We start from the raw sequence: 23,255 nt of genomic DNA, 5'->3' as shown, positions 1-23,255 counted from the left end.
GGCCTTCATCTACGCCTACAGCCGCATCTTCAAACAGCCTCCGGCCGAAGCCGAAATGCGTCGCCACTTCGGCGTTACGGCTCCGTCTGTTCACCAGATGGTGCTCACCCTCGAGAAGGCGGGGTTTATATCCCGCGTGCCAGGCGCCGCACGCAGCATCCAACTTCTCATCCCGCCAGAAGCCCTGCCCATTCTACGATAACACAAACCGTCATAATCTCTGTGGCGAGGTACTAGCTGAACGCTTGGGCCGAACTGTCACTTCGCTAAGCTCCGGAGATATTTCCCATATTCACCTTTGCCAGCATTTTCCGCGAGGCGACGAAATTCGCTTTCGGAGATAAAGCCTTTTGCCAAAGCGATTTCTTCAGGGCAAGCGATCTTGAAGCCTTGGCGCTTCTCCAGTGTGCGAACGAATTCACCAGCTTCAAGCAAACTCTCGGGAGTTCCGGTATCCAGCCAGGCATAACCGCGTCCCAGTATCGATACGTTCAGTTTCCCTCGATCCAGATAAGTCTGGTTGACGTCCGTAATTTCGTACTCACCTCGCGCCGAAGGTTTCAAGTCTGCAACGATGTCAACCACTTCGGAATCATAGAAATAGAGGCCGGTAACAGCCCAGTTTGATTTTGGCTCTGTGGGCTTTTCCTCAATCGAAATAGCCCGGCGTTTGCTGTCAAACTCGACCACGCCGTAACGCTCGGGATCCTGGACGTGATAGGCAAATACCGTCGCGCCATCCTCATTTGCTACACCTTGGCTCAACAACTCCGGCAGCCCGTGGCCAAAATAGATGTTGTCTCCGAGGATAAGGCAGGAGGGCGAGCCCGCAATGAAATCGGCGCCGATCATATACGCTTGCGCCAGACCGTCAGGACTGGGCTGGACTGCATAGGAAAGTGTAATCCCCCAGGTAGAGCCATCTCCCAACAGCTTCTGAAACAGCGGCATGTCGTGCGGGGTCGATATGATCAGAACTTCCCGTATGCCGGCGAGCATTAGCGTCGTAAGCGGATAATAGATCATCGGCTTGTCGTAAATCGGAAGTAATTGCTTCGAGATGGCGTATGTCATCGGATTTAGACGGGTGCCGCTGCCTCCAGCAAGAATGATTCCCTTCATGCGGTTTTCGCAGCCTCCAATATCTGTTCAACGGTCGTGCGCGTCGTCGCCTGCCACCTCGGGAGGCGAATTCCGTAAACGCTTTCGAGTTTGTCGCAGTTCAAAACTGAATTGGCAGGCCGCGCCGCGGCGGTAGGATAATCGACGGTTGCGATCTCCTTCACAGATATGTGCCTGCCGGTCTTTTCCTCCAAAACAGAGAAAATAAATTTTGCGAAGTCGGCCCAATTCGTGGCGCCTGTGCCCACGATATGGAAAATGCCACGGAGATCTGTTTCCGGATTCGCCACCAAATGTCTCGCAATCTCGACTACGGCATCTGCTATATCGGTGGCGGAGGTAGGGCAGCCATGTTGATCGCTTACAACACGGACTTCGTCCTGCTTTTCGGATAGCCGGAGCATCGTCCTCAGGAAGTTACGCCCGAAAGTCGAATAGACCCAAGCGGTGCGCAATATGACGTGATTGGGATTCGCGGCTGCAACTCTCCGTTCACCATCGAGCTTTGATTGCCCATAGACTGATACCGGATCCGTCGGGTGTGTTTCGATATAACTGGCGGAATTCCGGCCGTTGAACACATAATCGGTAGATAGATGGATTATTGGCACGGAAAGCTGAAAAGCCGCGGTGGAAACGATTTCCGCTCCCTCCGCATTGATAGCGAAGGCTAGATCTGGCTCCGCCTCGGCTTTGTCGACGGCCGTATACGCAGCCGATGAAATGATCACGTCCGGCCTAGCCTGCGAGAGGGATTTCACCACTGTGGAAGGAGACGACAAATCCATCTCTGGCCGACCCAAGGCGATGACTTCGATATCGGGTATCCTCAAAGCCTGTAGCGCGCTCGTCACCTGACCGGTTTTACCCGTTACCACAATGCGCATTTTACACCTTTTTCAACACGCCGAGCCGTTCGCCCGAATAGACGCCATTGCGAAGCGGCTGCCACCAACCGGCATTTTCCAAATACCACGCAACCGTCTTATAGATGCCGCTTTCGAAGTTTTCCTGCGCTTGCCAGCCGAGCTCGGTTCTTAGCTTGGTTGCATCGATCGCATAGCGGGCATCGTGACCAGGCCGGTCTGCGACGTATTCTATCAACTTTGCATGCGGTGCGCCGTCAGGGTGCAACTCATCCATGATCGTGCAGATCCGCGTCACGACTTCAATATTCTGACGCTCATTCCAGCCGCCGATGTTGTACTTTTCACCGGGGCGGCCCTTTTGAGCGATGAGTAAAAGTGCGCGCGCGTGATCCTCGACGAAAAGCCAGTCTCGCACATTTGCGCCGGTTCCGTAAACGGGAAGTCTCTTGCCTTCTAGGGCGTTCAAGATAACCAGCGGAATCAGCTTTTCGGGAAAATGGTAAGGACCATAGTTGTTCGAACAATTGGAGATTATGACCGGCAACCCATATGTTCGCTGCCAGGCCGTCGCCAAATGGTCGCTGCCCGCTTTGGATGCTGAATAGGGCGATGACGGATCGTAGGGGGTGGTTTCGGTAAAGAGGCCTTCGCTTCCGAGCGAGCCATATACTTCGTCGGTGGAAACATGCAGCATGCGAAACGCCGCCTTCTGCGCCGCTGGAAGACGATCCCAATATTGCCTCGCGGCCTCCAACATTGTGAAGGTGCCGACAATATTGGTCTGGATAAATTCTCCGGCCCCGGTGATCGAACGATCTACATGACTTTCCGCAGCCAGATGAATAACATAGTTCGGTCGGAAAGTCTCAAAGGCCTCGTTCATGGCTGCGCGATCGCAGATATCGGCACGCAGAAATTTGTAGTTGAGAGCAGATTCGACTGGCTTCAACGAAGCGAGGTTACCTGCATAGGTGAGTTTATCGACGTTCAGGACCTCGGCGCCAACGGTGCCGACCAGAAAACGCACCAACGCCGAGCCGATAAAACCCGCGCCGCCCGTTACAAGAACACGCATAGGCCCCCCACTCAGGTGTATTGAAAAAATTCGGTAAGCTCAACGAGAAGAGGCTGCTTCTTGTCCTTTTCCGAAAGGATGTAGTCTGACGCGCCCGGCCACTCAATGCCGATCGCGGGATCATTCCACCGCAACCCTTTATCATGCTCCGCACTGTAAGGAGCGGTAACCTTGTAGCTGATAACGGTATGCGGCTGAAGCGTAATAAAGCCGTGCGCAAATCCCACCGGTACCCAAAGTTGCTCTCCGTTTTCCTCGGACAAATGAGCTGCGACCCATTTTCCATAGGTCGGCGAACCGCGTCGGATGTCAACCGCCACGTCCAAGAGGGCGCCCCTGGAACAACGCACGAGTTTCCCCTGAGCGAACGGCGCGGATTGGAAATGTAGACCCCGGACCGTACCAGGCGTCGCGGACAGCGACTCATTGTCCTGCACGAACAAGACATCCGCAACGCTCTCGCGGAACCAGTCGGCCTTGAAGATTTCGCTAAAATAACCTCGAGAATCACCAAGTCGTTTGGGAACGATCTTTTTTATTCCGCTGATAGCCAAATCTTCCGAATTCATTATACGTACCTCGGTGCTGCAGCCTATTCCCCATAAAATTTTGCGATCGGAGAATATATTGAGCCTGATATTACGCAACTAGGACATGGATTACGCGATCTACATCCTAGGTTCGCGGTGCATGGACATAGCTTGCCTGAGGTTGAACGGCAAGAATTAAACGCTTTGTCTCACTCGAAACGCTATGACCGATTTGGGAAGATTGGGTGGTGCGTCGAAGGCTATGCGATTCAAAGTGCTTCGGAACCGCCGATACTGGAAGCGAAACGGCCGCCTTCTCTCGGAAGTCGGTGGTCCCATGCGCGGTGGCCGACGGTTTGGCGCCATACGTCAACACCATATTCGCAAATTCGGCTGGTTACGCCGTGACGCGCTCCACGAACGCAGAGATCCTGCCTTTACGTGACGATCCAAGCGCGATTGCAAGGCTCGAGAATAAGGGTGGCGAAACGGTGGAAAACATGCCGTAAGTCTGTACAAAAAAGCGGACTTCGTGCCCGAACCATTTATGAGGAACGGCTGTGCGCATCTCATCATGGCCTGGCTGCCATCGCGGCCCGCTCGCGAGAGGCGGGATACATTTTCGGGAGCAGTGTATCGCGCTGTGACTTAAAGCTTGCGGGGGCGTAGACGGGAGAAGGACCGAGGCCAGCGACGTTACCATGCTCGCTTTGAGACTGGACCTCGCCGCATTGCGCAGATAGTTAAGGCAACCCAATGCAACAGGTTTGATCTGATGATGTCCGCGAAATGTTCGGAGACGCTGATTTGATAGAGATTCTCTGCGCGACGTATAATGGTGCGCGCCATCTCCGAGAGCAGATAACGTCAATCAAAGCACAAGGTCTGAAACAATGGCATGTGAGCTTCTTTGATGACGGCTCGACCGATGGTACGGCAGAAATGCTCGAAGAGCTGGTGGCCGAGGATTCTCGCTTTAGCCTTACGCGCAACGCAGTAAACCTGGGATTTTGCGGCAACTTCCTGCGGAATCTCGGTAAATTGAAGCCTGCCGATGCCTATGCATTTAGTGATCAAGACGATATCTGGTACCCAGACAAACTGGAGCGGGCACTGAACTGGCTACAAACGATCGACGCCAGCGTTCCAGCGGTCTACTTTGCCCGCACAGAGGTCGTCGACGACGATCTCAACCACCTTGGCTTGTCGCCCGAGTTTAGGCTTGAACCCAGCTTTCGTAATGCCTTGGTTCAGAGCATTGGGGGTGGGAATACGATGATGTTCAACAGAGCGGCACGAGACCTCATAGCCACTTGCTTACCGAATGTTCCTCTCATCTCTCACGATTGGTGGTTTTACATCGTTGTTAGCGGTTGCGGTGGGGTGGTAAGGTATGACGTGAACCCGGTCCTCAAATACCGCCAGCACGGAAGTAATGTTATCGGCGCCAATAGCAGCGCGGCGGGTCAGTTCCTGCGGCTATGGATGGCGTTTAAGGGCCAATGGCGGCAGTGGAACAACATCCATGAAGAAGCTCTGTCTTCTTTGGAAAATAGGCTTACGCCTGAGAATCGCGATATTTTTACCGCCTTCAAGCGGGCCAGAAACGGCGGTTGGCCGTTTGAGAGACTATCGGTTCTTAATAAGGCCCAAATCGTGCGCCAGAGCAGGTTGCAGACAAAGAGTCTTCCAGTTTTGGCGCTGCTCAATCGTCTTTAGTTCCATGATTGCCGGACGATTGGATGATGAAAATGCTGGCATTCGGTTGTGAAGACCGCTAACAACTAACCGCAACATCTTGGCTCCTCGCCCTTGCACATTGCCGGCGCAGGCCTAGAACTTAGAAACTCGCAGCAGACCGATAATGCAACGCTACAATCTTTCAGATCAGAAGGCAAAATCCTGGCAAAGGCGCGCCGAAGTGTGTGTAAATTTCATTGAAAAGGATTTACGGGATAGGCATCTGCATAGAGTGGATTTGGCAGATCTTGGGTGTGGGGACGAAAAGCTTGGAGGGCTACTGGCGGCCCGTCTTCCAGTGGTTGCTTACCAAGGCTACGACGTCCTCCCACAAAGTTCGCGCGTCATAGCGATTGATCTTGATAAACAGGAACTGCCCAGGCGATATGATTATATCACTGTACTAGGTGTAACCGAGTATCTTGAGGATATGCGGGGCTTCCTACGACGTATGGCGATGGTCGGGGACAGGATGGTGCTTTCGCACGTTATTTCCGATAGCGGCTTCTATGATCAGGCTTCGCGTGCGCGCCTAGGCTGGAAAAATCATCTTTCGCGCAGCGAGCTGCTGTCGCTCCTTGATGCGTCCGGTTGGGCGCCCAGAGATTCCTATCTAGATCCCGACGAGGGGCGGGTGTTCCTAGTGTTAGCCGAAGCCGCCGCCTCAAAACAAAACTAACGCCTACATTAATATTGTATGCGGTGAAGGAAAAGAAGATAGCTATGAGCCCTCACGTATTCGCTGTATTCGAAGAAATTGTCCAAAAAAATTTGGCAGGCCGGAAAATTGAAGCTGTGATTGAGCCCGGTGCGAGCGCTTATGCACTGCTGTCTATGAAGGCGTTTGATAATTGTCGGAAGGTTGCTCTCAATCTGGGTTTCGAAAAGATCTCTCCAGAATTAGAGCGGTGCGAGATGGTTGTAGGCAATTCCAATTCCCTGGCCTATCCAGACAATACGTTCGACTGCGTCTTATCTTCATCGTCTCTTGAACATGACAAGTATTTTTGGAAAAGCACGGCCGAGTTTTTACGTGTATTGAAGCCAGGGGGGCTCGCGGTTATAGGCGTGCCAATTTACATGACACTCCCAGACGACAAGGAAAATACAACTCGGACATTTGCTCGGCATGGTATACGCTACAATGCTGATTTTTACCGCTTTTCTCCGCAGTGCATGGAAGAAGTTTTCTTTGAGGGATACAGCGAGGTTGTGGAAAAGGTGATTGTACGAACTGATCCCAATCCCTATGCGGTATTCGCAGGGCGGAAGTAGGTTCACCGCTAGATGGTTGCCGTCCTCACGCCATTTATTGTTCCAAACGCCATAAGCCTTCAGAAAAAGGTCAATTTCGGCGATGGTTTTATTTTGCGAGCCATCGAAAGACAGGTTGGTCGGTTCGCCGAACTCGAGTTGTTTTCGCCTCGAGTTCCGCTATCTCCGCAAGACTTCGATCGTTTGAAATCGCATCGCTACGTGATACTCGCTGGCGCCAACCAGCTCAAAGACGACTTTGCACCCATTGCGAAAATGAAGTCGGATACTCTGCGAGATTCCTCTCTGGTTTTTATACCATTTGGAATTGGCCTTCACGGGGAAGTCGGCTTCAACGAAGGATTCTCTGATAACACTCGGGAAATCCTTTCAATTATTCACGAAAGAATTGAGTATTCAAGTTGGCGTTGTGGTATCACAAAAGGAATACTGGACTCTACTATACCAAAGATCAGCAATCAAACCCTTATGACTTGCTGCCCAGTTGTTATGGATCGTCCTCTACTTGAGGGCAGCGCCTTTACTCGCAACCTGTCGACAATTGCGGTGACGATCACAGATCGAGGCGAGTTTTGGGATCGCGAGGTGCCGATGCTTCGCGAAGTTGCCAAACTGTTCCCGGACAAGCGACGTGTATTGGTTTTTCATCAAGATTTCGATCCGCCAGCCGCGTTCGAGGCTATAAAAGATCGCCTACATCTGCCGCTTAGTGGGCCAAATGTGGGGACGAGCCGCGCGGTGCGCCGATTGGCACGGCAGCTTGGATATGAAATTCTCATAGCCGATGATGTTGATAGGCTTCTCCTATTCTACGACAAGGTGGATTTACATGTGGGCAGCCGCCTTCATGCCCATCTGCATATGTTGAGCCAGAATAAATGGAGCTTTCTCATTAAGGTTGATGATCGCTCTCCGGGTATAGCCCAAGCGCTTGGCTTCGATTTGATCGACGCGGAGAAACTTCAGCTACATCTAGATGCTGATTTCGAACCTATCCGAACATCGGCGCAGAACTTGTATTCTGTCATGCGGCGATTTCTAAAATCGATTCCAGCCCGTGTTTAAGAAGACGTGACTTTCAGTTGCGACTGAGCGGTAAGCGCTGAACCGCAGCTGATCTCTTTTGGGCAACGAGCTTAAAATCAGCAGATGCGGCAAGCCATTGGTCGACAGCTTTCCGACACCCCGAATAGGACGAGTAGTCGTCGAATACCATGTAGCCACCAGGGACGATGTGGGGAGCGATACGCTCTATGCATACTTGGACGGAATCGTACCAATCGCCGTCAATATGCGCCAATGCGACTGGGCCGTCGATCCTCATCGTGTCCTCAAACAGACCCTTGATGAGAGAGATATTATTCTCCTTAATGGAGAAACCAAAACTCGAGAGGTTGTTCGCGACTACGCCTTCGATGTCGCCAAGATAGCCGTAATATTTGTCGCTGCCTAATCCCTTCGATTGGCCGGAAGCGATTTCCAGATATCGGCGATGGGCGTCTTCTCCATCCTCTGGCCCGGGCGCTGGTATCTGATTGTAGATATCGTAGAGCTCGAGAACTCGTTCCTTGGATTTGTAGTGGGCTGTAAAAATGGCCGAGCCACCCAAAGCGACGCCGGCTTCAATGAAGCGACCCTGCAGATTGTGGCGCTCAACATTCGCTATACAATCGTAAAGGATAGAGAGCTTGTCGTAACCGCAATAGGTCAAGTTGCGGGAACGCAATTCGGTTGCCAGCGTTTTGGGGCTGATCAATTTTTGCTCATCTGATTTCTCCCCGGGGGCGGTGAAGGTTGGAGCATCAGTTGTTTCGTTGGTTAACAACTCTTGCTGCGAACTCATGGAGGCGCGTCGAATGCGCTCAAGCCGCTCGATTTTGAGCTTAGCGAAGAAAGCAAAGCAACGTGTGTAGAGTGCCTGAACTCCTTTAGCCCTAGATCGCTCAATCCAATAGAATGGTTCCATATAATGCTTTAATGCGCCTTTGAAATGAAACAGATGGCAATTGTTCTCCATCGGAAATGGTTTTCCCGAATTTAGCTGCGGGGTAAAGTTGTATTGGCCGCAATCTAAAATCAAAATTCGCCCTACGTCTTTCTCAACGACGGACATATTGCGCATTTTGCTATGATGCAGACCCACCAGATCGCGCAAAGCGTACTGGTCCCCGTACCAAGTCTTCTTCTCGTCGACCATCATCTCGTATATGCGGATCATCTGATCCATTAAATGCAGGGCATTCTTGCGAGCGTCCGCACCGCGATTGACAATAAGAAGGCCGCCGTTAATCGGCGTATTGTGTGACTTTCGAAAAGTTAGCCCCAAATCGAAACTTGGAGCGTTGTGCGCGAATAGGTGAGAAAAGCTATTCAGGCAGAGCATATCAGAATCAAGCAGAAAAACCGGCTGCCCACTATCCAATTGGCTCAAGCATTCGCGCTGAAAAATCATGCGCTCGTACATAAGCCGTGTGACATCGATCTGGCGTCTCAGGACTGACGCGCCGGACAACCCACTTCCAAACCTGGTCTTCATATCGGTCAGAATTGTCAGTGTCGCACCAGGATGGTGCCGCCGAAACGAAGCCCACATGCGAGCTATCATCCGGTGATAATCCTTTGTACGGAACTGACCGTATTTTGTCTTGTCTACTACATCTTTGCCGCTGTCGACATGAAATACGACGAGCTGCACCGAGGAGCCCGGAGGTTTACTCTTACAGCTCATTACAGATCTTCCGCACCTTCAAAATAGACATTGCCCCGTACTTCAGTCTCCTGCAGTCCGGCCAAGTCAATGCTTAGTGGAGGGATGTATTGCGCCCGTATCGTCTTGCGTAGTGGCTTTAGGATTTTAATGCTCATATCTTCATTCTGGCACCTGACGTCGCCTCTGCCCTGAGTGACACTTATCTTGAGGGCATAAGTGCCCGGCAGGAAAATGACCGGCACATAATGCAGGCGGACGGTGTGTGTACCCTTGCTGATCGTCACCCACCCCTTTTCATCCCGAGTTGAGTTAGGGTGATAGTGGGATGTCTGACTGTTGGCCTCGAACACTACGTTGAAAGAACATTCTTCGACGTCTTCTTCCGTGGTAACAGTAATCTCGATAGTCAGGTCCTCTCCAGCATACAGTTGCTCGATTTCATGATCATCGCTACCGCTTAACAGGCGAATTTCATCGATTGTTACCTGTTTGGTTGACACGCGCGGCGCCGTCAGAAAGGTGACATTCTGAGCAGCCATTTGGCGTGCCTGGTCACTGTCGTAGGCATCAAGCACATCGTTGACATCGCCTTGGGCTTCTATCTGTCCCGCTCGCAGGTAGATGGCTCGGTCAGCGAGGTATTCTATCGACAGGCGAGAATGCGAAACGAGTATAAGCGAGGCCCCGCTTCTGCGTATATCATTAATTTTGTTTCGGCATTTGACCCTAAAATTTGCATCTCCAACAGCGAGCACTTCGTCTACTATCAGGAGCTGCGGATCGGTATGGACCGCACAAGCGAAGCCCAATCGCATGCGCATACCGGTCGAGTAGGTCCCCAGTGGGGCACTGATGCTCTGTCCGATCTCAGCGAAATCAACGACCTCATCGTAGCGAGCGCGAATTTCGTCGGTTGTCATGCCGAGGAGTGACATGTTGAGATAGATGTTCTGCGCGCCGCTTAGGCCTGGTTCGAAACCGGCGCCGAGGGCCAGCATTGGGGCAATCTTACCTGTGGTTTTGATGATGCCCGAGGTGGGGTTGATGAGGCCGGCTATCAAACGGAGCAGCGTCGTCTTGCCACTTCCGTTATTGCCAACAAGCCCTAGTGCCTCTCCTCGTGAAAGCTCCAAATTGATATTTCGTAATGCCCAGAATTCGCCAGGGCTGAGCTGCCCTTCATGGTGACCAAAGGGATGGCAAATCAGGGCTCGCACACCCGAGGCGAAAGAGCGCTTAAGGTCGCGATTGAATTTTTTGTTTAGCTGCTGAACGCGGACGACGATATCATCTTGCACTCATCGTCCTCCCAACAGCATCCGCTCAACTATAAGCGGTTTGGCTTTAACGAAGAACCGCAGCGAGACTACGAGCAACACGAGCACGATAAAGACAAAGGCAATTGCAAGCGGCATATCAAGCGACGCGCCGGACATTAACTTACGTGCCGGCAAAGCAATCGGAGCTATTGGATGAAAATACAAGATCTTCTCGGCGGTCGTTCCTGGTCGGGGTTGAAAAAAAACAGGGCTTATCAGAAGTCCGAAAGACAGAAACAACTGAAAAGCACGCTTCACGTCCTCGACTAGTAGTGTAAATGGCGCAATGAATGCACCTAACATGACGCCGAATACCGTTCCGAATAAAAGAACGAAGCAGCACGAGAGGATTTTCAGCGGCCCAATTCCGTAGGCAAGCGCAGTGACTGCGACGAATAGGACACGGATTATCCCGTCAACAAGAATGGCAAACAATTGGCTTAAAACTATGCTCAGCACAGGAAAGCGGACACGTGCAATGAACGAGCGCGATGCCTCGATCGATCGCGTGGCTAGCATAAGAGCTTCCCCGAAATTCAGCCAAGCCACGATACCAATCATGTAGAAAACAAAGAAGGGAAGCGTAACGTCCGGAGCGAACATGATACCCGATTGATGGGCGCCATAGGCCGCGAGTGTAAGAACGAGTATGGGGAATATGATCCAGAAATATCCCAGAAACGACCTGTTAAACTTTGCTTTAAGTTGCGGCCGGAACAGTTGATAGGCCAGCGCAACAGTGAGTTTGAATTCTTTGAATGGGAGATTCATGGGATTGGAACCTGCGAACTTGGCGCCCATAATGGCAGCACGGGTCTCCTTGTCAGAGACGCTGCAAAATTGCCGCGTCACCGATATTCAGCTTTTGATCACTGCGCCAGCAAAAAATACAAATTACTCCCATTTTGTTGCACGCCTCGAACTCTGTGAAGAACGCATCCGATATCAATTGCGGTAGGGCGCTTCTATCGGTATGCATGGCTGCAGTCGGCTACCACCTATGATGGGGAGGTTCATGCTCAATATCATCACACGCTTGTTTCGTCCCGAGGACCCGCGCTCAACTGCGCAGTTTCCTTCCCTTCTATTCGATTCTCATTTCCATGAAGCGCGCCACAAAGTCATAATAATGGCAGATGGTGCCGGCGCTACGCAGCGGATTAGTTTCGATCTACCATTGCGCGCTCGGCGAGAAAAGGGAGATGTAGCTCTTGCAATTTTTCAGGAGTCGGCAATTGCCAGTCCGCAAGATATGACTGCATTGCTGTCTGCGCTTCGTCCCACCATCGTTGTTGCAAGCAGATTTGGCGGTATCGGTGCGGAACAAATCGCGAGCTACTGCCGGTCCGCTAGCATTCCTCTGATCACACATTTTGATGACGACTTGTTTGATGTGCCGCTGGCACTCGGCAAGGCGAAGTATGACCGATATCACGATCGAACGCGGCAGCAAAATATGCGGCTTCTTTGTGAGGCGGCCGATTGCTTATATCTTTCAACCGAACAGCTGAAAAGTCGGTTCGAAATGTATAAATTCGGACCCCAAATGGTAGCGGGCGAAATTTATTGTCCTATCCCGGATACGATCAAGCGCGGTCTTTCTAACAAAAAGCTGTTTGGTTATATGGGAACGGCTGGCCACGCCGAAGACCTGCAGCAGGTCCTGCCTGCCATCGAGACGGCTTTGAACCGGATACCCGACCTCTCGTTTGAGACGTTCGGGTCGATCAAAATGCCCATGCTATTGCAGAAAAAGTTCGGTAACAGGGTCCGTTCTATCGCGCCGACTGCCGACTACTCAGCTTTTCTTCAGAGAATGCGGGAACTCGACTGGATGGTTGGTTTAGCGCCACTCGAAAGGAATAGCTTCAATGACTGCAAGGCAGATACGAAATTTATAGAATATGTAAGCGCCGGCATTTTGCCCGTGCCCGCCACAGGTCCAGTATATTCACGGATTTGTGCAGCAACCGGGGTGCCTCAGCTCGATAATGAGCTATGGGGAGAGCGTATTTATGAGCTTATGTCTGGTCCACATACCGAAGCTTCCCGATTTTTGGGTGACATCCAGGATCGATTGACGGCATCTTACTCCCTCTCGATGCTAGAAAAGCAAGTCGCAGATATCTTGATGCTTGATGGCTAAACGCCGGCTTGCAGCGCCTACTCAATCAGTCAATTTGGACGTCTCGCCTGGAATTATTATGAAAATTGCGTGGGTATCTTCGGACATCAGACCTGATATCGCGAGCTTTCGCTATCGCGGCTTATATCCAAGTTTCTATTTATTGGATAATGGCTTCGAGAGTTCATATTTTGCTATTGCGGATATAAGAGTAGACGTATTGAAAGAATATGATGTCATCGTCTTTATCAAGACGATAGGTCAGTTTCTAACCCCGATTATGCGTGAGCTTAGTAGTCGGTATAATCGAAAGGTTATTCTTGACCTCTGTGACTATGCGACGCATCCTAAATATGGAAATAATACAGGCGAATTGCGTCGCTTCACAGTTCTCTCTCAAGCTCAATATTTAAGCGCGATTACCGTCCCGACGGAGCAGCTTAAAATTGCGTTATCATCGTCCTTGGGAGACGCAATCCCGATCGTTGTGATTCCTGATCAGGAGGAAACAGAGGAGCTTATAGAGCGCACTCGCGTGCTTAATTCAGCGAAAGCTCGCCGAGAGATTTTTTTACGCCGTCTTTTGCGGCCGCGTTCGCTTTTGCTGGTTTGTTTGTCGTGGGCTAGACGGATCTATATTCGATGGCGTAAGCAAGCAAAAGGCCGCCTATCTCGAGTGCGGCAAATAACTGGCGAAATGGTCCGAAACCCCAAGATTTTTGTTGAGAAGGCCCGCCAAAAAATTGGCAGGCGATCTGTTTTCGCTAGTCAACGGCAGTTCTCTGCAGGTGATCATCCAACGCGCGGCGCCGATGCACAGAAACCCCAGTCAATTCGCCGCAAGCAGTTGATATGGTTTGGCAACGCCGGCTCTGATAGCTTTCAGTCTGGTATTCAGACCCTCACGCTTATCGCGCCGGAACTCATCAAGCTGGCTCGGGAGGTCGACTTCGAACTCCTTGTCATGAGTAGCCGCCCCGACGCATATAAGGCATTGATCGAGCCGCTGCCTTTTCGCTCGCGATTTGAATCTTGGACGCAACAGAAGTGCTTTGAGGCAGTCAGGGCCAGTGATGCTTTTGTGATGCCTCAGATTGAGGATGCTTTTTCAGCCTGCAAATCCGCTAACCGTGCGCTTCTAGCTTTAAGTTGTGGTACTCCGGTAATTGCTTCTAACCTAAAGTCTCTCGATCCGCTTAAAAGTTGCATCGTCATAGATGATTGGAAGAAAGGGTTCGATCGATATCTTTGTGATGAATCTGCGACGAAAGCTGATCTTGAAAAGGCGAGGTCTATTCTAGACCTTCAATTCTCTGCTCGGGCCACTGGTCAGAAGTGGATGGATCTGATCCATTCCGAAAGAGTACAATCTCCGCGAACGCCGCGAATAACCGTCCTTTTTCATCTTTTGCAGGACATCCATGTGCTACAACCGATCGTCGATCTGCTATGGGACGCAGATGGAGCTCGCGCCGATGATTTGGACTACGAACTGGATGTTGCGGTTCTAAAAAGCGTCTACCTGCAACAGCCTAGTATTGTACAAGATATTGTAAATACCGGTGCTCGCCTGCGTCTTCTTACAGGCGACACGGATGAAGAAAATCTTGAGTTGCTCGACGTAGCGGGCTCTTCGTTGTTGATTGTCGGAGCAGAGACGTCTTTGCGGCCACACAAATTCGTGCACGCCGCTGCTTTGGAGGCTGGCCGTTTACGGATTCCGACAATTACCCTCCAGCATGGCCTTGAGGCCCCTGGCCTAACGTATTTTGATGATCGTCATTCAACGGATGTGAAAATCGCCTCTTCAACGATATTCACCTATGGCGATATCGCCAAACTGCCAGTAGGCCCGTCTCCCGAGATCCTTCCGCGCTGCATCCCCGTTGGTCGGTTCATTCCACAGCGATCGGCATATGCGGATGCGTTTGCTGATCAGTTGGCTGAGATCAACTCGGAAGGGCTCCCTGTCATATCCATCTTTGAGAACTTACACTGGCATCGATATCAAGCGGATGGCTATCGCGATCGATTTACCGCATATATCGACCAGCTTACGGCCGCGTTCGGGGATGCATTCTTCGTAATTAAACCGCATCCGGCTGGCACTTGGCTCCAAACCAACGCTGACCTGATCTCGCAACGGAAGAATACGCTTTTGCTACGTCGAGACCGCGTTGAGTTTTCGGAGGTGACTGCGGCCGACCTTATATCGGCGTCGCAGGCAGTCATTACCACCCCTTCAACAGTCGCTGTCGACGCCGCGCAGTTGTCTCGGCCGGTCATAGTCTTCGGCAACACGTTGGAGTTGCCACTTTTCGATCCGCTTGAAATCGCGAGATCCTATGAGGACCTAAGGAGCTTTGTTCAACGCGCTTTGACTGGCAATGCTAACATAGGCGCCTTGGATGCCTTCAAGTCCGGGGTGTTCGCGCATGGTAGCGTTGCGGAAAATACGCGCCGGGAGATCCAGAGGCTAATTTCGAAACAATACATCTAGTTTTTTGAATATTGGCCGGCGTTGGCAACTTCCTTTCAATCAATGCTAAGTGAAAAAGTTGAGTAAAAGCGACACGTTTGATGCCGATTCCGTTTGATCGGGTATGGATAGGATTATATGAAGGGCTCTACGGCCATGCAGGAGAGGGATTCAAGATGCCTACTTTCATAACTGAAATTAACGACCTTGCCACCCGCGGTCTGGATGACGACACAATTCGTGTATTTGTGGGAACCGACAGATCTCAGATGTTGGCCGTGAATGTCCTTGAATACTCGATCAAGCGCCATACAACGGCGAAAGTCGAAGTGTTCGGAATGTTGGATTTGCCTGTGCCGGCGCCGACTGACCCCCGCAATGGGCAGCGTACCGGCTTTTCGTTCTCGCGTTTTACCATTCCGGCGCTGAATGGTTATAAGGGCAAGGCGATCTATATGGATGCGGACATGATCGTCATGAGAGACATAAGGGATTTGTGGAACATTCCCTTTGACGGTGCGAAGATAATCGTTCAGCAAGAAGTCAAGCATGCCGAGGCGTCGACAGCCAAGGAGGGGGCTCCGGCTGCCCGCAAAAAGCAATGCGCGGTGATGTTGATAGACTGCGCCGCTTGCCACTGGAAAATTGAAGACATCATTCAGGGCTTCGACGATGGAAAATATAATTACGATCAGCTTATGAGCGAGTTCTGCATTCTTAATGAGAATGAGGTCAAGTACGGGGTGCCTTTTGAGTGGAACTCGCTTGAGCACTGGGACCAGAGTACTTGCCTTCTTCATTACACCGACGTCTATACGCAGCCTTGGACTTATAGCGGCCACCCGCTTGGCTATATCTGGTTCAATGAAGTCAATCGTATGATTAAGGAAAAGCGACTGACAATCGATCAGATAAAGAAGGAAGTCGATATCGGGTACTTCCGTCCTTCGTTGATTGCCGATCTGAAATACCTGAGTGTGGTGCCAGGTGTTGCGCGCAAGTTTTGGTATGGCTATCACAAGACCAACGATAAGCGTCTTGGTTTTGTCGCGCACAAAGAAGTCTACGAAGCGAAGCGTCTGCGCACAAAAGCTATCAAAGAGTATGAGGCAAAATTGGCCGCTGAAAAGGCGGCCTGATACTCAGGCGCCTAAAGTGTTTGTCCATGGCGGCGCCCAGGAGATTTTTCAAAGTGAAGCAGAAAACAATACTCGTTACCGGTGGAATGGGGTTCATCGGTAAGCGGCTGATGGCTCAGTTGTTGCAGCAGGGTGTAGGGTCGCTTATCGCGCTGGACAATTTTCATCCGCAGGTGCACGGCGCAGACCCGGATAAGCGTTTCGACGGAGTTGTGGTGGAAGAGGGGTCGGTATCCGACGAACTCTTCTTGCAAGAGGTGCTTAGGCGGCATGATCCGGATCTGATATTTCATCTGGCAGCCGAAACGGGCACTGGGCAAAGTTACCATGAGATTTCCCGCTATTGCGAGGTAAATATCAAGGGTACAGGACACCTTGTAGAGGGCCTGCGTGCGCTGCCCAGCAAGCCGCGGCGTCTCGTACTGGCGTCCTCCCGCGCTGTTTATGGCGAAGGCGCATATATGAGTGAAACAGGCGAGTTGTTTGTTCCCCAGCCGCGCACCAGTGAGGCAATGGGGAAAGGCATATTCGGTCTTTACGACAAATTCGGTAAGCCTGCGGCTCCAGTCGCAACGCCCGAGGATGTTCCACTTCGGCCCTCAAGCATTTATGCTTCTACCAAGTTGATGCAGGAATATATCTCCGTGCAAGGTCTGGAGAATACGTCCGTTCAGCCAGTCATTCTTCGGTTTCAAAATGTCTATGGCCCTGGCCAAAGTGAAAAGAACCCGTATACGGGTGTCCTTTCGATATTCGGCCAACAGATACTCCAAGGTCTAACGCTCAATATTTATGAGGATGGTGAGATTGTCAGAGATTTCGTTTATGTCGATGATATCGTCAACGCATTGATCTTAGCGGCGACATCCAACGGAGTAGATGGACAGCCGATAAACGTCGGAAGTGGGGTTGCCACTAGCATACGCTATGCCGCAGAGTGTTTACTGGCCGAACTGGGGAGTCGAAGCGATAACCTGAGGGTTTCCGGCGACTTTCGCCCAGGTGACGTTCGCTTTGCACTCGCTGACAATAAGCGAGCACAGAAGCTCTTGGGTTACGAACCGAAGGTCAGCTTGGAGAAGGGCATCGCGGCATTCGCGCAACATATCAAAACGACTCGGTAATTTCTGACAGATCGATAGGGCAGCAGGAATGGATCCAATTCAGGTTTTCGTTGGCACCGATGACTACCAGATGATCGGTGCGCGTGTTCTGGCCCATAGCATTACCTCCCATACAAATTCACCCGTCGATATCCACTATTTGAACGACTATGTCGCGCCAGTACCCAAAAATCCGGGCCTTCAATCTAAGACCGGCTTCAGTTTTACGCGCTTCATGATACCTGAAATCTGCAACTACAGCGGCCGCGCGATCTATCTTGATGCGGACATGTTGGTTTTTTCCGACATTGCAGAGTTGTGGAACTGGCAAATGGATGATGGTGTCTCGCTGCTCTATGCTGATCAGCCACCGGAACGCGGACGCCGCCCCCAATATAGTGTGTTCGTCGTTGATTGCGCTAAAGCTCGATGGGATGCGAAAAAGCTTATGCGCGATCTGGATGACGGAAAATACGACTATAACGCGCTGGTTTATGAATTCTCGCACATGCTCGATCGAGAAAAGGCGAAGACGTTGCCGTTCCGATGGAACGCGCTTGAATACTACGACAAGGCCAGCACTAGTCTCATCCATTTTACCGACATGAATCGCCAGCCTTGGGTGGAGCCGACAAATACCAACGGTAAAATCTTCTATGACGCGGTCAATGCAGCGATCGATGCCGGCGCTATCGGGATCGCTGATATCAAACAAGCGATTGACCAAGGATATATACACCCGGCGTTCTTGAAGTGGATCGGCCGATCAAAATCGTCGAATCCGTTTCATGATTTCAATTGGCCGGCCCCCTACTTTCGTCTTCTGCCGATGCACCAGCGCCTGATCGCTCGCTTCAAGCGATTACCAGCCTTATTGTAGGATATTCATAATCCGGCTCGCATTTTCGACCGAATCCGAAGCAGCAGATCTTCACATCTCGCTGAGGCGCCATTGGAGTCGCCGGCCGGTGGCCGTTCGAGGAACGTGTCCTTGCGAAACGAGCTAAGTTTCCAGATCCTCATTCCGGCGTTGGTTCCATATCCAGCCGATCGCGTGACCGAGTAATATCCCGATCAATTTCCCAGCCATATCTGTCCAACGGAAGGAATGGGACAGAAGCAAAATCGGCAGAAATTCATCCACGACTGCCGCAGAAAACGACAATGCGGCACACAATTTGGGGGAGCGCGGGTAGCCAAGTGATAATGAAAGGGCGAGAACGGCGTATGCAAAAATACGCCCTACATCAATCGAGAACGGATCGCCAGCAGAAAGTTCCAACGGCCAAACTGCCATGAAAACGATGGCGGTCAGTGTGGCCCACGAAACAAATTTCCATGCCCTAATTGAGCCAATTTTAAAACTCTGCTCGTCCATGCTGTACCTGTAAAATCGCCCTGACAGCCTGCGAATATGCTTTAACGGCTATGTCAAAGCCATGCTTCAATGCACAAGATTGACCATCTAGTCTGGAGATCCATGTGGCTATTACTTTATGTGGAGAAGGTCGCATAGGTGTCGTTAGGAGCATGCCATCATCGATTTGCTAGCGTCTGGTTATAAAGCACTCAATTCAAGGGGTCAAAAGGCGGCGAAGGTGACGCCCTTCTTGTACTACGCATGAATTTTCGGGAAAGCGCTTTATTAAGATGGACATTGCGGCTGTCATGGCTATGGTTCGCGCTTCGAATTTGGCCTTACGCGGAGTAGCCGTGCTATCGAGAATCCGATGCCAATTCTGCGGTAGCGCAACATTCTGTCGTATGTTTAGGGAAAACCTGGCGAGTGGGCAGGATTTTGGGATCAACTGGATAGGCCTCAGGTTGAGGAGGATCTCATGAGATTGCTCAAGAGCAGATTGCGCAGAATGATCTTGTGCATCCATGTAGGAGTCAGTTGATGACAGAAGACGTGGTCGTAGCTGTCAAAGGCCTGAACAAGAAGTTCTCCCGAAGCTTGAAGCGCTCTTTCGCCTCCGGGATCCGTAGCCTCGTTGGTTGGGGCCTACAGGAGAATCCAAACGCGCTTAGCGTTGGAGAATTCTGGGCTCTGAAAAATATTAATCTTGAGCTTAAGAAGGGCGAGTCGCTGGGCCTAGTCGGAGCTAATGGCAGCGGGAAGACTACTCTGCTGCGACTGATAGCGGGTGTGATCGCGCCCACTTCGGGCACCATCGACGTGAAGGGTAAAATCGCCCCGATGCTTGCTCTTGGAGCCGGTTTTGAGCCAGCGCTCAGCGGCTCAGAAAACATTCATCTGAATATGTCGCTGCTTGGGTTATCGACTGACGATATTCGTGCGCAGTACAATGAGGTTGTCGATTTCGCAGAGTTGGGAGAGAGCATCCACGCGCCCGTTGGAACTTATTCCACCGGCATGCGAATGCGCCTAGGGTTCGCATGTGCTGTCTTCACTGATCCGCAACTGTTGATTGTCGATGAGGTTTTGGCCGTAGGTGACTCAAATTTTCGAATTAAATGTCGAAAGAAGATCAGCGAGATTCGTAATAACGGTGCCTCTCTTATCCTGGTTTCACATTCGCGATTGTCGGTTGAATATTTGACGAACCGGGCAATTTACCTTCACAAGGGCAGAATCAAAGCCGAAGGCGATTCTAAATCCGTTCTAGACGCCTATGAGACTGATCTGGCCAAGAGGGCGGCAGAAAAAGTGTCTGTTGCCGCAGTAACAGCAACAGAGAATATTGTCGGCTACGCCGACGATGCAATGACAATCGATCAAATTCGGTGTGTTGACGCCAATGGTTTCGAGATCGAGCAGGTTTCTCCCGGCGAGTATTTGGCCATAGAGATCACGGTGAGTACGCATCGCACTTATGAAGGATGTGCGTTTAATGTCATGTTCAAACCGACGGCGGAGCCGGTTACCTATCATCCCAACTCATCGCAGGACGATTTTGGGCCGGTAACGATCACTCCGGGGGCCCATACCATCAGATTTGAATACAAGCCGATCGTTTACCTACCTGGACTTTATACCCTTAAGATAAACGTATCACAGGGTTTGATGATGGACATCCTGTGTCATAGGGAAGATAAGAGCATCCGTGTTCTTCGACCGGAAGGAAAGTCGATCAGATCTCAATACATAGTTCCTATGCGCCTTGATTTAGGGGATCTTCAAGTTACGCCGCTCGCCGAAGATGACATGGATTTCGAGGAAGTCGAAGATCTCTAGGTCAGAAATACCACTCTTGGCAGTGAGTGAATTAGCCACGGAAGGGCCTGGACATGCTCCGCCACCTAGCTAAGTGGGTAGGATAACGTTGGTAATATGTAAGACCGTCGTCTAATAGTTAGATTTGCGACCGCCTTTTTAGGGTGTGATATAATAGCGATCCATTATACTAGCGAGCGCCGTGTCCGACTCTCCGAGGGATTCCAATTTTGCGACGAATCTGAATCGATGGTGCAAACTGGAGGTTTGCGATGGTTCAGCGGTCAATGCGGTCTGCTCGGACCGCTAAGATCCTTATTTTGCTCGAGAATCTTAGAAAAATTCTAGCGCTTCAGGCGCAAATCGGCTAGTTTACCGGCATGGAGACATCCTGACCATCATCGAGACTGCTAAACTCCATGGCCACAATCCGCAGGTCTATCTCACAGACGTCCTGACCCGGATCAAAGATTACCCCGTAGACAGGCTTGAAGACCTATTGTCATGGAATATGCTCCCAGCAGATTCCACGCTGCAAAAGGCTGTCTGATGGCTCGTTCGATGCACATCTATACGATCGAAAACGTCGCTGCCATGATCGGCGAAAACCTCGAATTGCTCCAAGAGATCGCTGCCAACTCGGACAATATCGACTACGGCGAAATGGTGCGCGTCCACAACGGGACCGAAGATGGCACAACCGGCTTCACGGACCGGGGCGTCGAATGCCTCGAGGAGTTCCTAGCGGATGTCAGGACATGGACCGGAGGGATCCGGCAGTTCTTGGTCGATGAACAATGCGATCCCGAGATGATCGAGCGCGTCATGGCAGATGAGCTAAGCCGCAAGTCCTAGACCGCGCCTCGCAGACGAAGAAATGCATTCGCCGGACGCTCACGTTGGGTCGGGTCGGCATCGTGTCGAGGTTACGGTTGGTGGAGATCGCCGCCGCCGATGGAGCCCGAAGGTAAGCGCGCATTTTGCGGCACCTTTTGGCGTTGAATGATGTGAGGCATGAGGTGTGCACCAGAAAAGAGGTGGACACCATATTATGGCCAATGAGGATGAGAAACTTCGTGTGAAGCTCGTGGGTCGGGACGGGCGGCGGAGCTTTGATCGGCTGTCGAAGGCACGGTTGATCGAAAGTTGTTTGCAGCCAGGCACATCGGTCGCGCAACTTGCATTGGACCATGGGATCAATGCGAACCTTCTTTGGAAATGGATCCGCCAACATCGGCAGGCGAAACAGGAGGCGCTGTCGAGTTCGCCAGCTTCCTTGCCAGCGTTTATTCCAGTTCAATTGGGTCGACTGAGGTCGTGTCGAGCCCGGATGATTGGGATAAAGCTTCCGTCCGGCTTTCGGAGCCAGTGGGAACAGGCCAACTCTCTTCACCAGCCAGGCTGAGCGCGTCACTGCCGAACGGCGTGAAGGTGACGCTGGAATGCGGCGATGCGTATGCGGTGACGGCGATGATCGGAGCGCTGTGCAATGTTCAGACTGGCCGCTGACGTAAAGGTTTACCTTCACCGGCAACCGATCGACTTCCGGGCCGGGATCAACAGCCTCGCGATTTTGGTCGAGCAGTCTATGGGCCTCAACCCGTTCGAGCGGGCGGTGTTTGCCTTCTGCAACCGCCGCCGTACCCGGATGAAATTGCTGTTTTTTGATCGGTCAGGCTTTGTGTTGGTGTTGAAAGCCTTGACGGAAGACAAGTTCCGCTGGCCCCGGCGACAGGAGGCTGTGGTGTCACTTGATGTCGAGCAATTGCACTGGCTTCTCGACGGCATTGATCTCGACGCGATGGTTCGCCATCCGGTGCGGCAATATGAATTTGTCGGGTGAATTCTACGCAAACGCAGAGCGTTTGTCGTGGGGCGGTTGACGCAGGGGGCCGGTGTTGGTTTCCACGCAGAACTGAGCCGGTTAGGCGCATAATTTCCATTGAGAATTGAGCCATGTGAACCTTCCCCCAACGCGGTGAGCGGCGGGGGCAACGGAGTGATCCACATGGGACTTTTAAACATCATCCGCCGGATGGCGCTGCGCGAGAAGCAATCGATCCGAGAGATCAGCCGGCGTACTGGGCTGTCACGCAACACCATCGCGAAGTATTTGAGTGCCGGTACGATCGAGCCGACGTTCACGGTACCGGAACGACCGAGCAAGCTTGATCCGTTCGCCGACAAACTCTCTGGCTGGCTGAAGACCGAGGCCGGGAGAACGCGCAAGCAGCGCCGAACGTTGAAGCAGCTTCATGCCGATCTGATGGCTCTGGGTTTTACCGGCTCCTATGGCCGGGTCGCCGCGTTCGCCCGTGAGTGGCGGGTTGAGCAGCAGACGGCTGGCCGCGGCATATTCGTTCCTCTGTCTTTCCGCCCAGGCGAAGCATTCCAATTCGATTGGAGCGAGGATTATGCTGTGATAGGCGGCGAGCGCACGAAGCTGCAGGTTGCCCACATCAAACTATCGTAAGCGGTTAGCCGATGGCGTCAGGCTTGAAGTTCCATGGCATAAGTGCCTCGAGCTCGGATACTGGCCAGCCTTTCGCGATGCGGGTCAAGGTCTGGGAAAGCCAGTCGAGCGGATCGAC

General features: G+C 51.8%; 24 protein-coding genes and 1 pseudogene. 16 read left to right on the top strand and 9 right to left on the bottom strand.

The features are described from left to right. Window positions 1–202, top strand: a 202-nt coding sequence (locus DTW90_RS35215) for a MarR family transcriptional regulator (protein WP_149344633.1), incomplete at its 5' end; no start/stop codon positions are given. 56 nt (window positions 203–258) lie between these two features. Here the strand turns inward: DTW90_RS35215 and rfbA are convergent. From rfbA to rfbC, 4 genes are read right to left on the bottom strand one after another with little or no spacing between them, the layout of a single operon-like run. After that, the gene (gene rfbA, locus DTW90_RS35210; RefSeq protein WP_149344631.1) at window positions 259–1,122 is read right to left on the bottom strand and encodes a glucose-1-phosphate thymidylyltransferase RfbA; all 864 of its coding nucleotides are present in this window, start codon (window positions 1,120–1,122) and stop codon (window positions 259–261) included. Next, window positions 1,119–2,009 carry a dTDP-4-dehydrorhamnose reductase gene (gene rfbD, locus DTW90_RS35205; protein ID WP_149344629.1) on the bottom strand — a complete coding sequence of 297 codons (891 nt, stop codon included), beginning with the start codon at window positions 2,007–2,009 and terminating at the stop codon, window positions 1,119–1,121. The genes rfbA and rfbD overlap by 4 nt, the downstream gene beginning before the upstream one ends. 1 nt (window position 2,010) lies before the next feature. Beyond that, window positions 2,011–3,066 carry a dTDP-glucose 4,6-dehydratase gene (gene rfbB, locus DTW90_RS35200; protein WP_149344627.1) on the bottom strand — a complete coding sequence of 352 codons (1,056 nt, stop codon included), beginning with the start codon at window positions 3,064–3,066 and terminating at the stop codon, window positions 2,011–2,013. Between the two features lie 11 nt (window positions 3,067–3,077). Further along, a complete protein-coding gene (gene rfbC, locus DTW90_RS35195; protein ID WP_149344625.1) occupies window positions 3,078–3,635 on the bottom strand; it encodes a dTDP-4-dehydrorhamnose 3,5-epimerase in 558 nt (185 codons plus the stop codon). A gap of 768 nt (window positions 3,636–4,403) precedes the next feature. Here rfbC and DTW90_RS35190 point away from each other — a divergent pair. The 4 genes from DTW90_RS35190 (at window position 4,404) to DTW90_RS35175 (ending at window position 7,676) form a co-directional block, all read left to right on the top strand. Next, window positions 4,404–5,315, top strand: coding sequence for a glycosyltransferase family 2 protein (locus tag DTW90_RS35190; protein ID WP_149344623.1), 912 nt, complete (start codon window positions 4,404–4,406; stop codon window positions 5,313–5,315). Between the two features lie 145 nt (window positions 5,316–5,460). After that, the gene (locus DTW90_RS35185; protein ID WP_149344621.1) at window positions 5,461–6,015 is read left to right on the top strand and encodes a class I SAM-dependent methyltransferase; all 555 of its coding nucleotides are present in this window, start codon (window positions 5,461–5,463) and stop codon (window positions 6,013–6,015) included. A 44-nt stretch (window positions 6,016–6,059) separates the two neighbouring features. Beyond that, entirely contained in the window at window positions 6,060–6,611 is a 552-nt protein-coding gene (locus DTW90_RS35180) for a class I SAM-dependent methyltransferase (protein ID WP_149344619.1), read from the top strand. Window positions 6,612–6,623: 12 nt separating this feature from the next. Continuing rightward, window positions 6,624–7,676 (top strand): hypothetical protein, encoded by a 1,053-nt coding sequence (locus tag DTW90_RS35175; protein ID WP_149344617.1) that lies wholly within the window; start codon window positions 6,624–6,626, stop codon window positions 7,674–7,676. A 13-nt stretch (window positions 7,677–7,689) separates the two neighbouring features. Here the strand turns inward: DTW90_RS35175 and DTW90_RS35170 are convergent, their stop codons facing one another. Genes DTW90_RS35170 through DTW90_RS35160 form a run of 3 tightly spaced genes read right to left on the bottom strand, consistent with a single transcriptional unit; the run spans window position 7,690 to window position 11,441 of the window. Next, complete coding sequence (locus DTW90_RS35170; protein WP_149344615.1) at window positions 7,690–9,339, bottom strand: TylF/MycF/NovP-related O-methyltransferase; 1,650 nt, start codon at window positions 9,337–9,339, stop codon at window positions 7,690–7,692. Beyond that, on the bottom strand, window positions 9,339–10,619 hold the full coding sequence (locus DTW90_RS35165) for an ABC transporter ATP-binding protein (RefSeq protein WP_149344613.1): 1,281 nt from the start codon (window positions 10,617–10,619) through the stop codon (window positions 9,339–9,341). Before DTW90_RS35165 ends, DTW90_RS35170 begins: the two co-directional genes overlap by 1 nt. After that, window positions 10,620–11,441, bottom strand: a complete 822-nt coding sequence (locus DTW90_RS35160; protein WP_149344611.1) for a hypothetical protein — start codon at window positions 11,439–11,441, stop codon at window positions 10,620–10,622. It abuts the gene before it with no gap. Window positions 11,442–11,655: 214 nt separating this feature from the next. Here DTW90_RS35160 and DTW90_RS35155 point away from each other — a divergent pair, with 214 nt between their 5' ends. The 5 genes from DTW90_RS35155 to DTW90_RS35135 all read left to right on the top strand — a co-directional run bounded on the left by DTW90_RS35155 (window position 11,656) and on the right by DTW90_RS35135 (window position 18,366). After that, window positions 11,656–12,786, top strand: coding sequence for a glycosyltransferase family 4 protein (locus tag DTW90_RS35155; protein ID WP_149344609.1), 1,131 nt, complete (start codon window positions 11,656–11,658; stop codon window positions 12,784–12,786). Window positions 12,787–12,844: 58 nt separating this feature from the next. Beyond that, on the top strand, window positions 12,845–15,265 hold the full coding sequence (locus DTW90_RS35150; RefSeq protein WP_149344607.1) for a glycosyltransferase: 2,421 nt from the start codon (window positions 12,845–12,847) through the stop codon (window positions 15,263–15,265). A 155-nt stretch (window positions 15,266–15,420) separates the two neighbouring features. Continuing rightward, window positions 15,421–16,383 (top strand): glycosyltransferase, encoded by a 963-nt coding sequence (locus tag DTW90_RS35145; protein ID WP_149344605.1) that lies wholly within the window; start codon window positions 15,421–15,423, stop codon window positions 16,381–16,383. 53 nt (window positions 16,384–16,436) lie between these two features. Next, window positions 16,437–17,507 carry an NAD-dependent epimerase/dehydratase family protein gene (locus DTW90_RS35140; RefSeq protein ID WP_210251465.1) on the top strand — a complete coding sequence of 357 codons (1,071 nt, stop codon included), beginning with the start codon at window positions 16,437–16,439 and terminating at the stop codon, window positions 17,505–17,507. A gap of 28 nt (window positions 17,508–17,535) precedes the next feature. Then, the gene (locus DTW90_RS35135) at window positions 17,536–18,366 is read left to right on the top strand and encodes a glycosyltransferase (protein WP_149344601.1); all 831 of its coding nucleotides are present in this window, start codon (window positions 17,536–17,538) and stop codon (window positions 18,364–18,366) included. Window positions 18,367–18,489: 123 nt separating this feature from the next. On the opposite strand, the gene DTW90_RS35130 is transcribed toward DTW90_RS35135, so the two are convergent. After that, complete coding sequence (locus DTW90_RS35130; RefSeq protein ID WP_149344599.1) at window positions 18,490–18,864, bottom strand: hypothetical protein; 375 nt, start codon at window positions 18,862–18,864, stop codon at window positions 18,490–18,492. 522 nt (window positions 18,865–19,386) lie between these two features. Between DTW90_RS35130 and DTW90_RS35125 the strand changes: the two genes are divergently transcribed. The 6 genes and pseudogenes from DTW90_RS35125 to DTW90_RS35100 all read left to right on the top strand — a co-directional run. Further along, window positions 19,387–20,685 (top strand): ABC transporter ATP-binding protein, encoded by a 1,299-nt coding sequence (locus tag DTW90_RS35125; protein WP_149344597.1) that lies wholly within the window; start codon window positions 19,387–19,389, stop codon window positions 20,683–20,685. 367 nt (window positions 20,686–21,052) lie between these two features. Next, window positions 21,053–21,214: a transposase domain-containing protein gene (locus DTW90_RS35120; protein ID WP_348642687.1), complete on the top strand. Its 162-nt coding sequence runs from the start codon at window positions 21,053–21,055 to the stop codon at window positions 21,212–21,214. Beyond that, complete coding sequence (locus tag DTW90_RS35115) at window positions 21,214–21,519, top strand: hypothetical protein (RefSeq protein ID WP_132593532.1); 306 nt, start codon at window positions 21,214–21,216, stop codon at window positions 21,517–21,519. The genes DTW90_RS35120 and DTW90_RS35115 overlap by 1 nt, the downstream gene beginning before the upstream one ends. Window positions 21,520–21,715: 196 nt before the next feature. After that, window positions 21,716–22,069, top strand: a complete 354-nt coding sequence (locus DTW90_RS35110) for a transposase (RefSeq protein WP_246665174.1) — start codon at window positions 21,716–21,718, stop codon at window positions 22,067–22,069. A gap of 84 nt (window positions 22,070–22,153) precedes the next feature. Next, window positions 22,154–22,507 (top strand): IS66 family insertion sequence element accessory protein TnpB, encoded by a 354-nt coding sequence (gene tnpB / locus DTW90_RS35105; RefSeq protein WP_149344595.1) that lies wholly within the window; start codon window positions 22,154–22,156, stop codon window positions 22,505–22,507. A gap of 165 nt (window positions 22,508–22,672) precedes the next feature. Further along, a pseudogene (locus DTW90_RS35100) lies at window positions 22,673–23,134 on the top strand (IS21 family transposase); the annotation flags it as partial. Window positions 23,135–23,141: 7 nt separating this feature from the next. Here the strand turns inward: DTW90_RS35100 and DTW90_RS35095 are convergent. Next, on the bottom strand, window positions 23,142–23,255 hold a 114-nt coding region (locus tag DTW90_RS35095), incomplete at its 5' end, for a transposase domain-containing protein (protein ID WP_149344594.1).

It is taken from the genome of Neorhizobium sp. P12A (assembly GCF_008365395.1).
Classification (GTDB): domain Bacteria; phylum Pseudomonadota; class Alphaproteobacteria; order Rhizobiales; family Rhizobiaceae; genus Rhizobium.
Note: the sequence above shows the minus strand (reverse complement) of the source record. Positions and strands in the feature narration are given on the sequence as shown.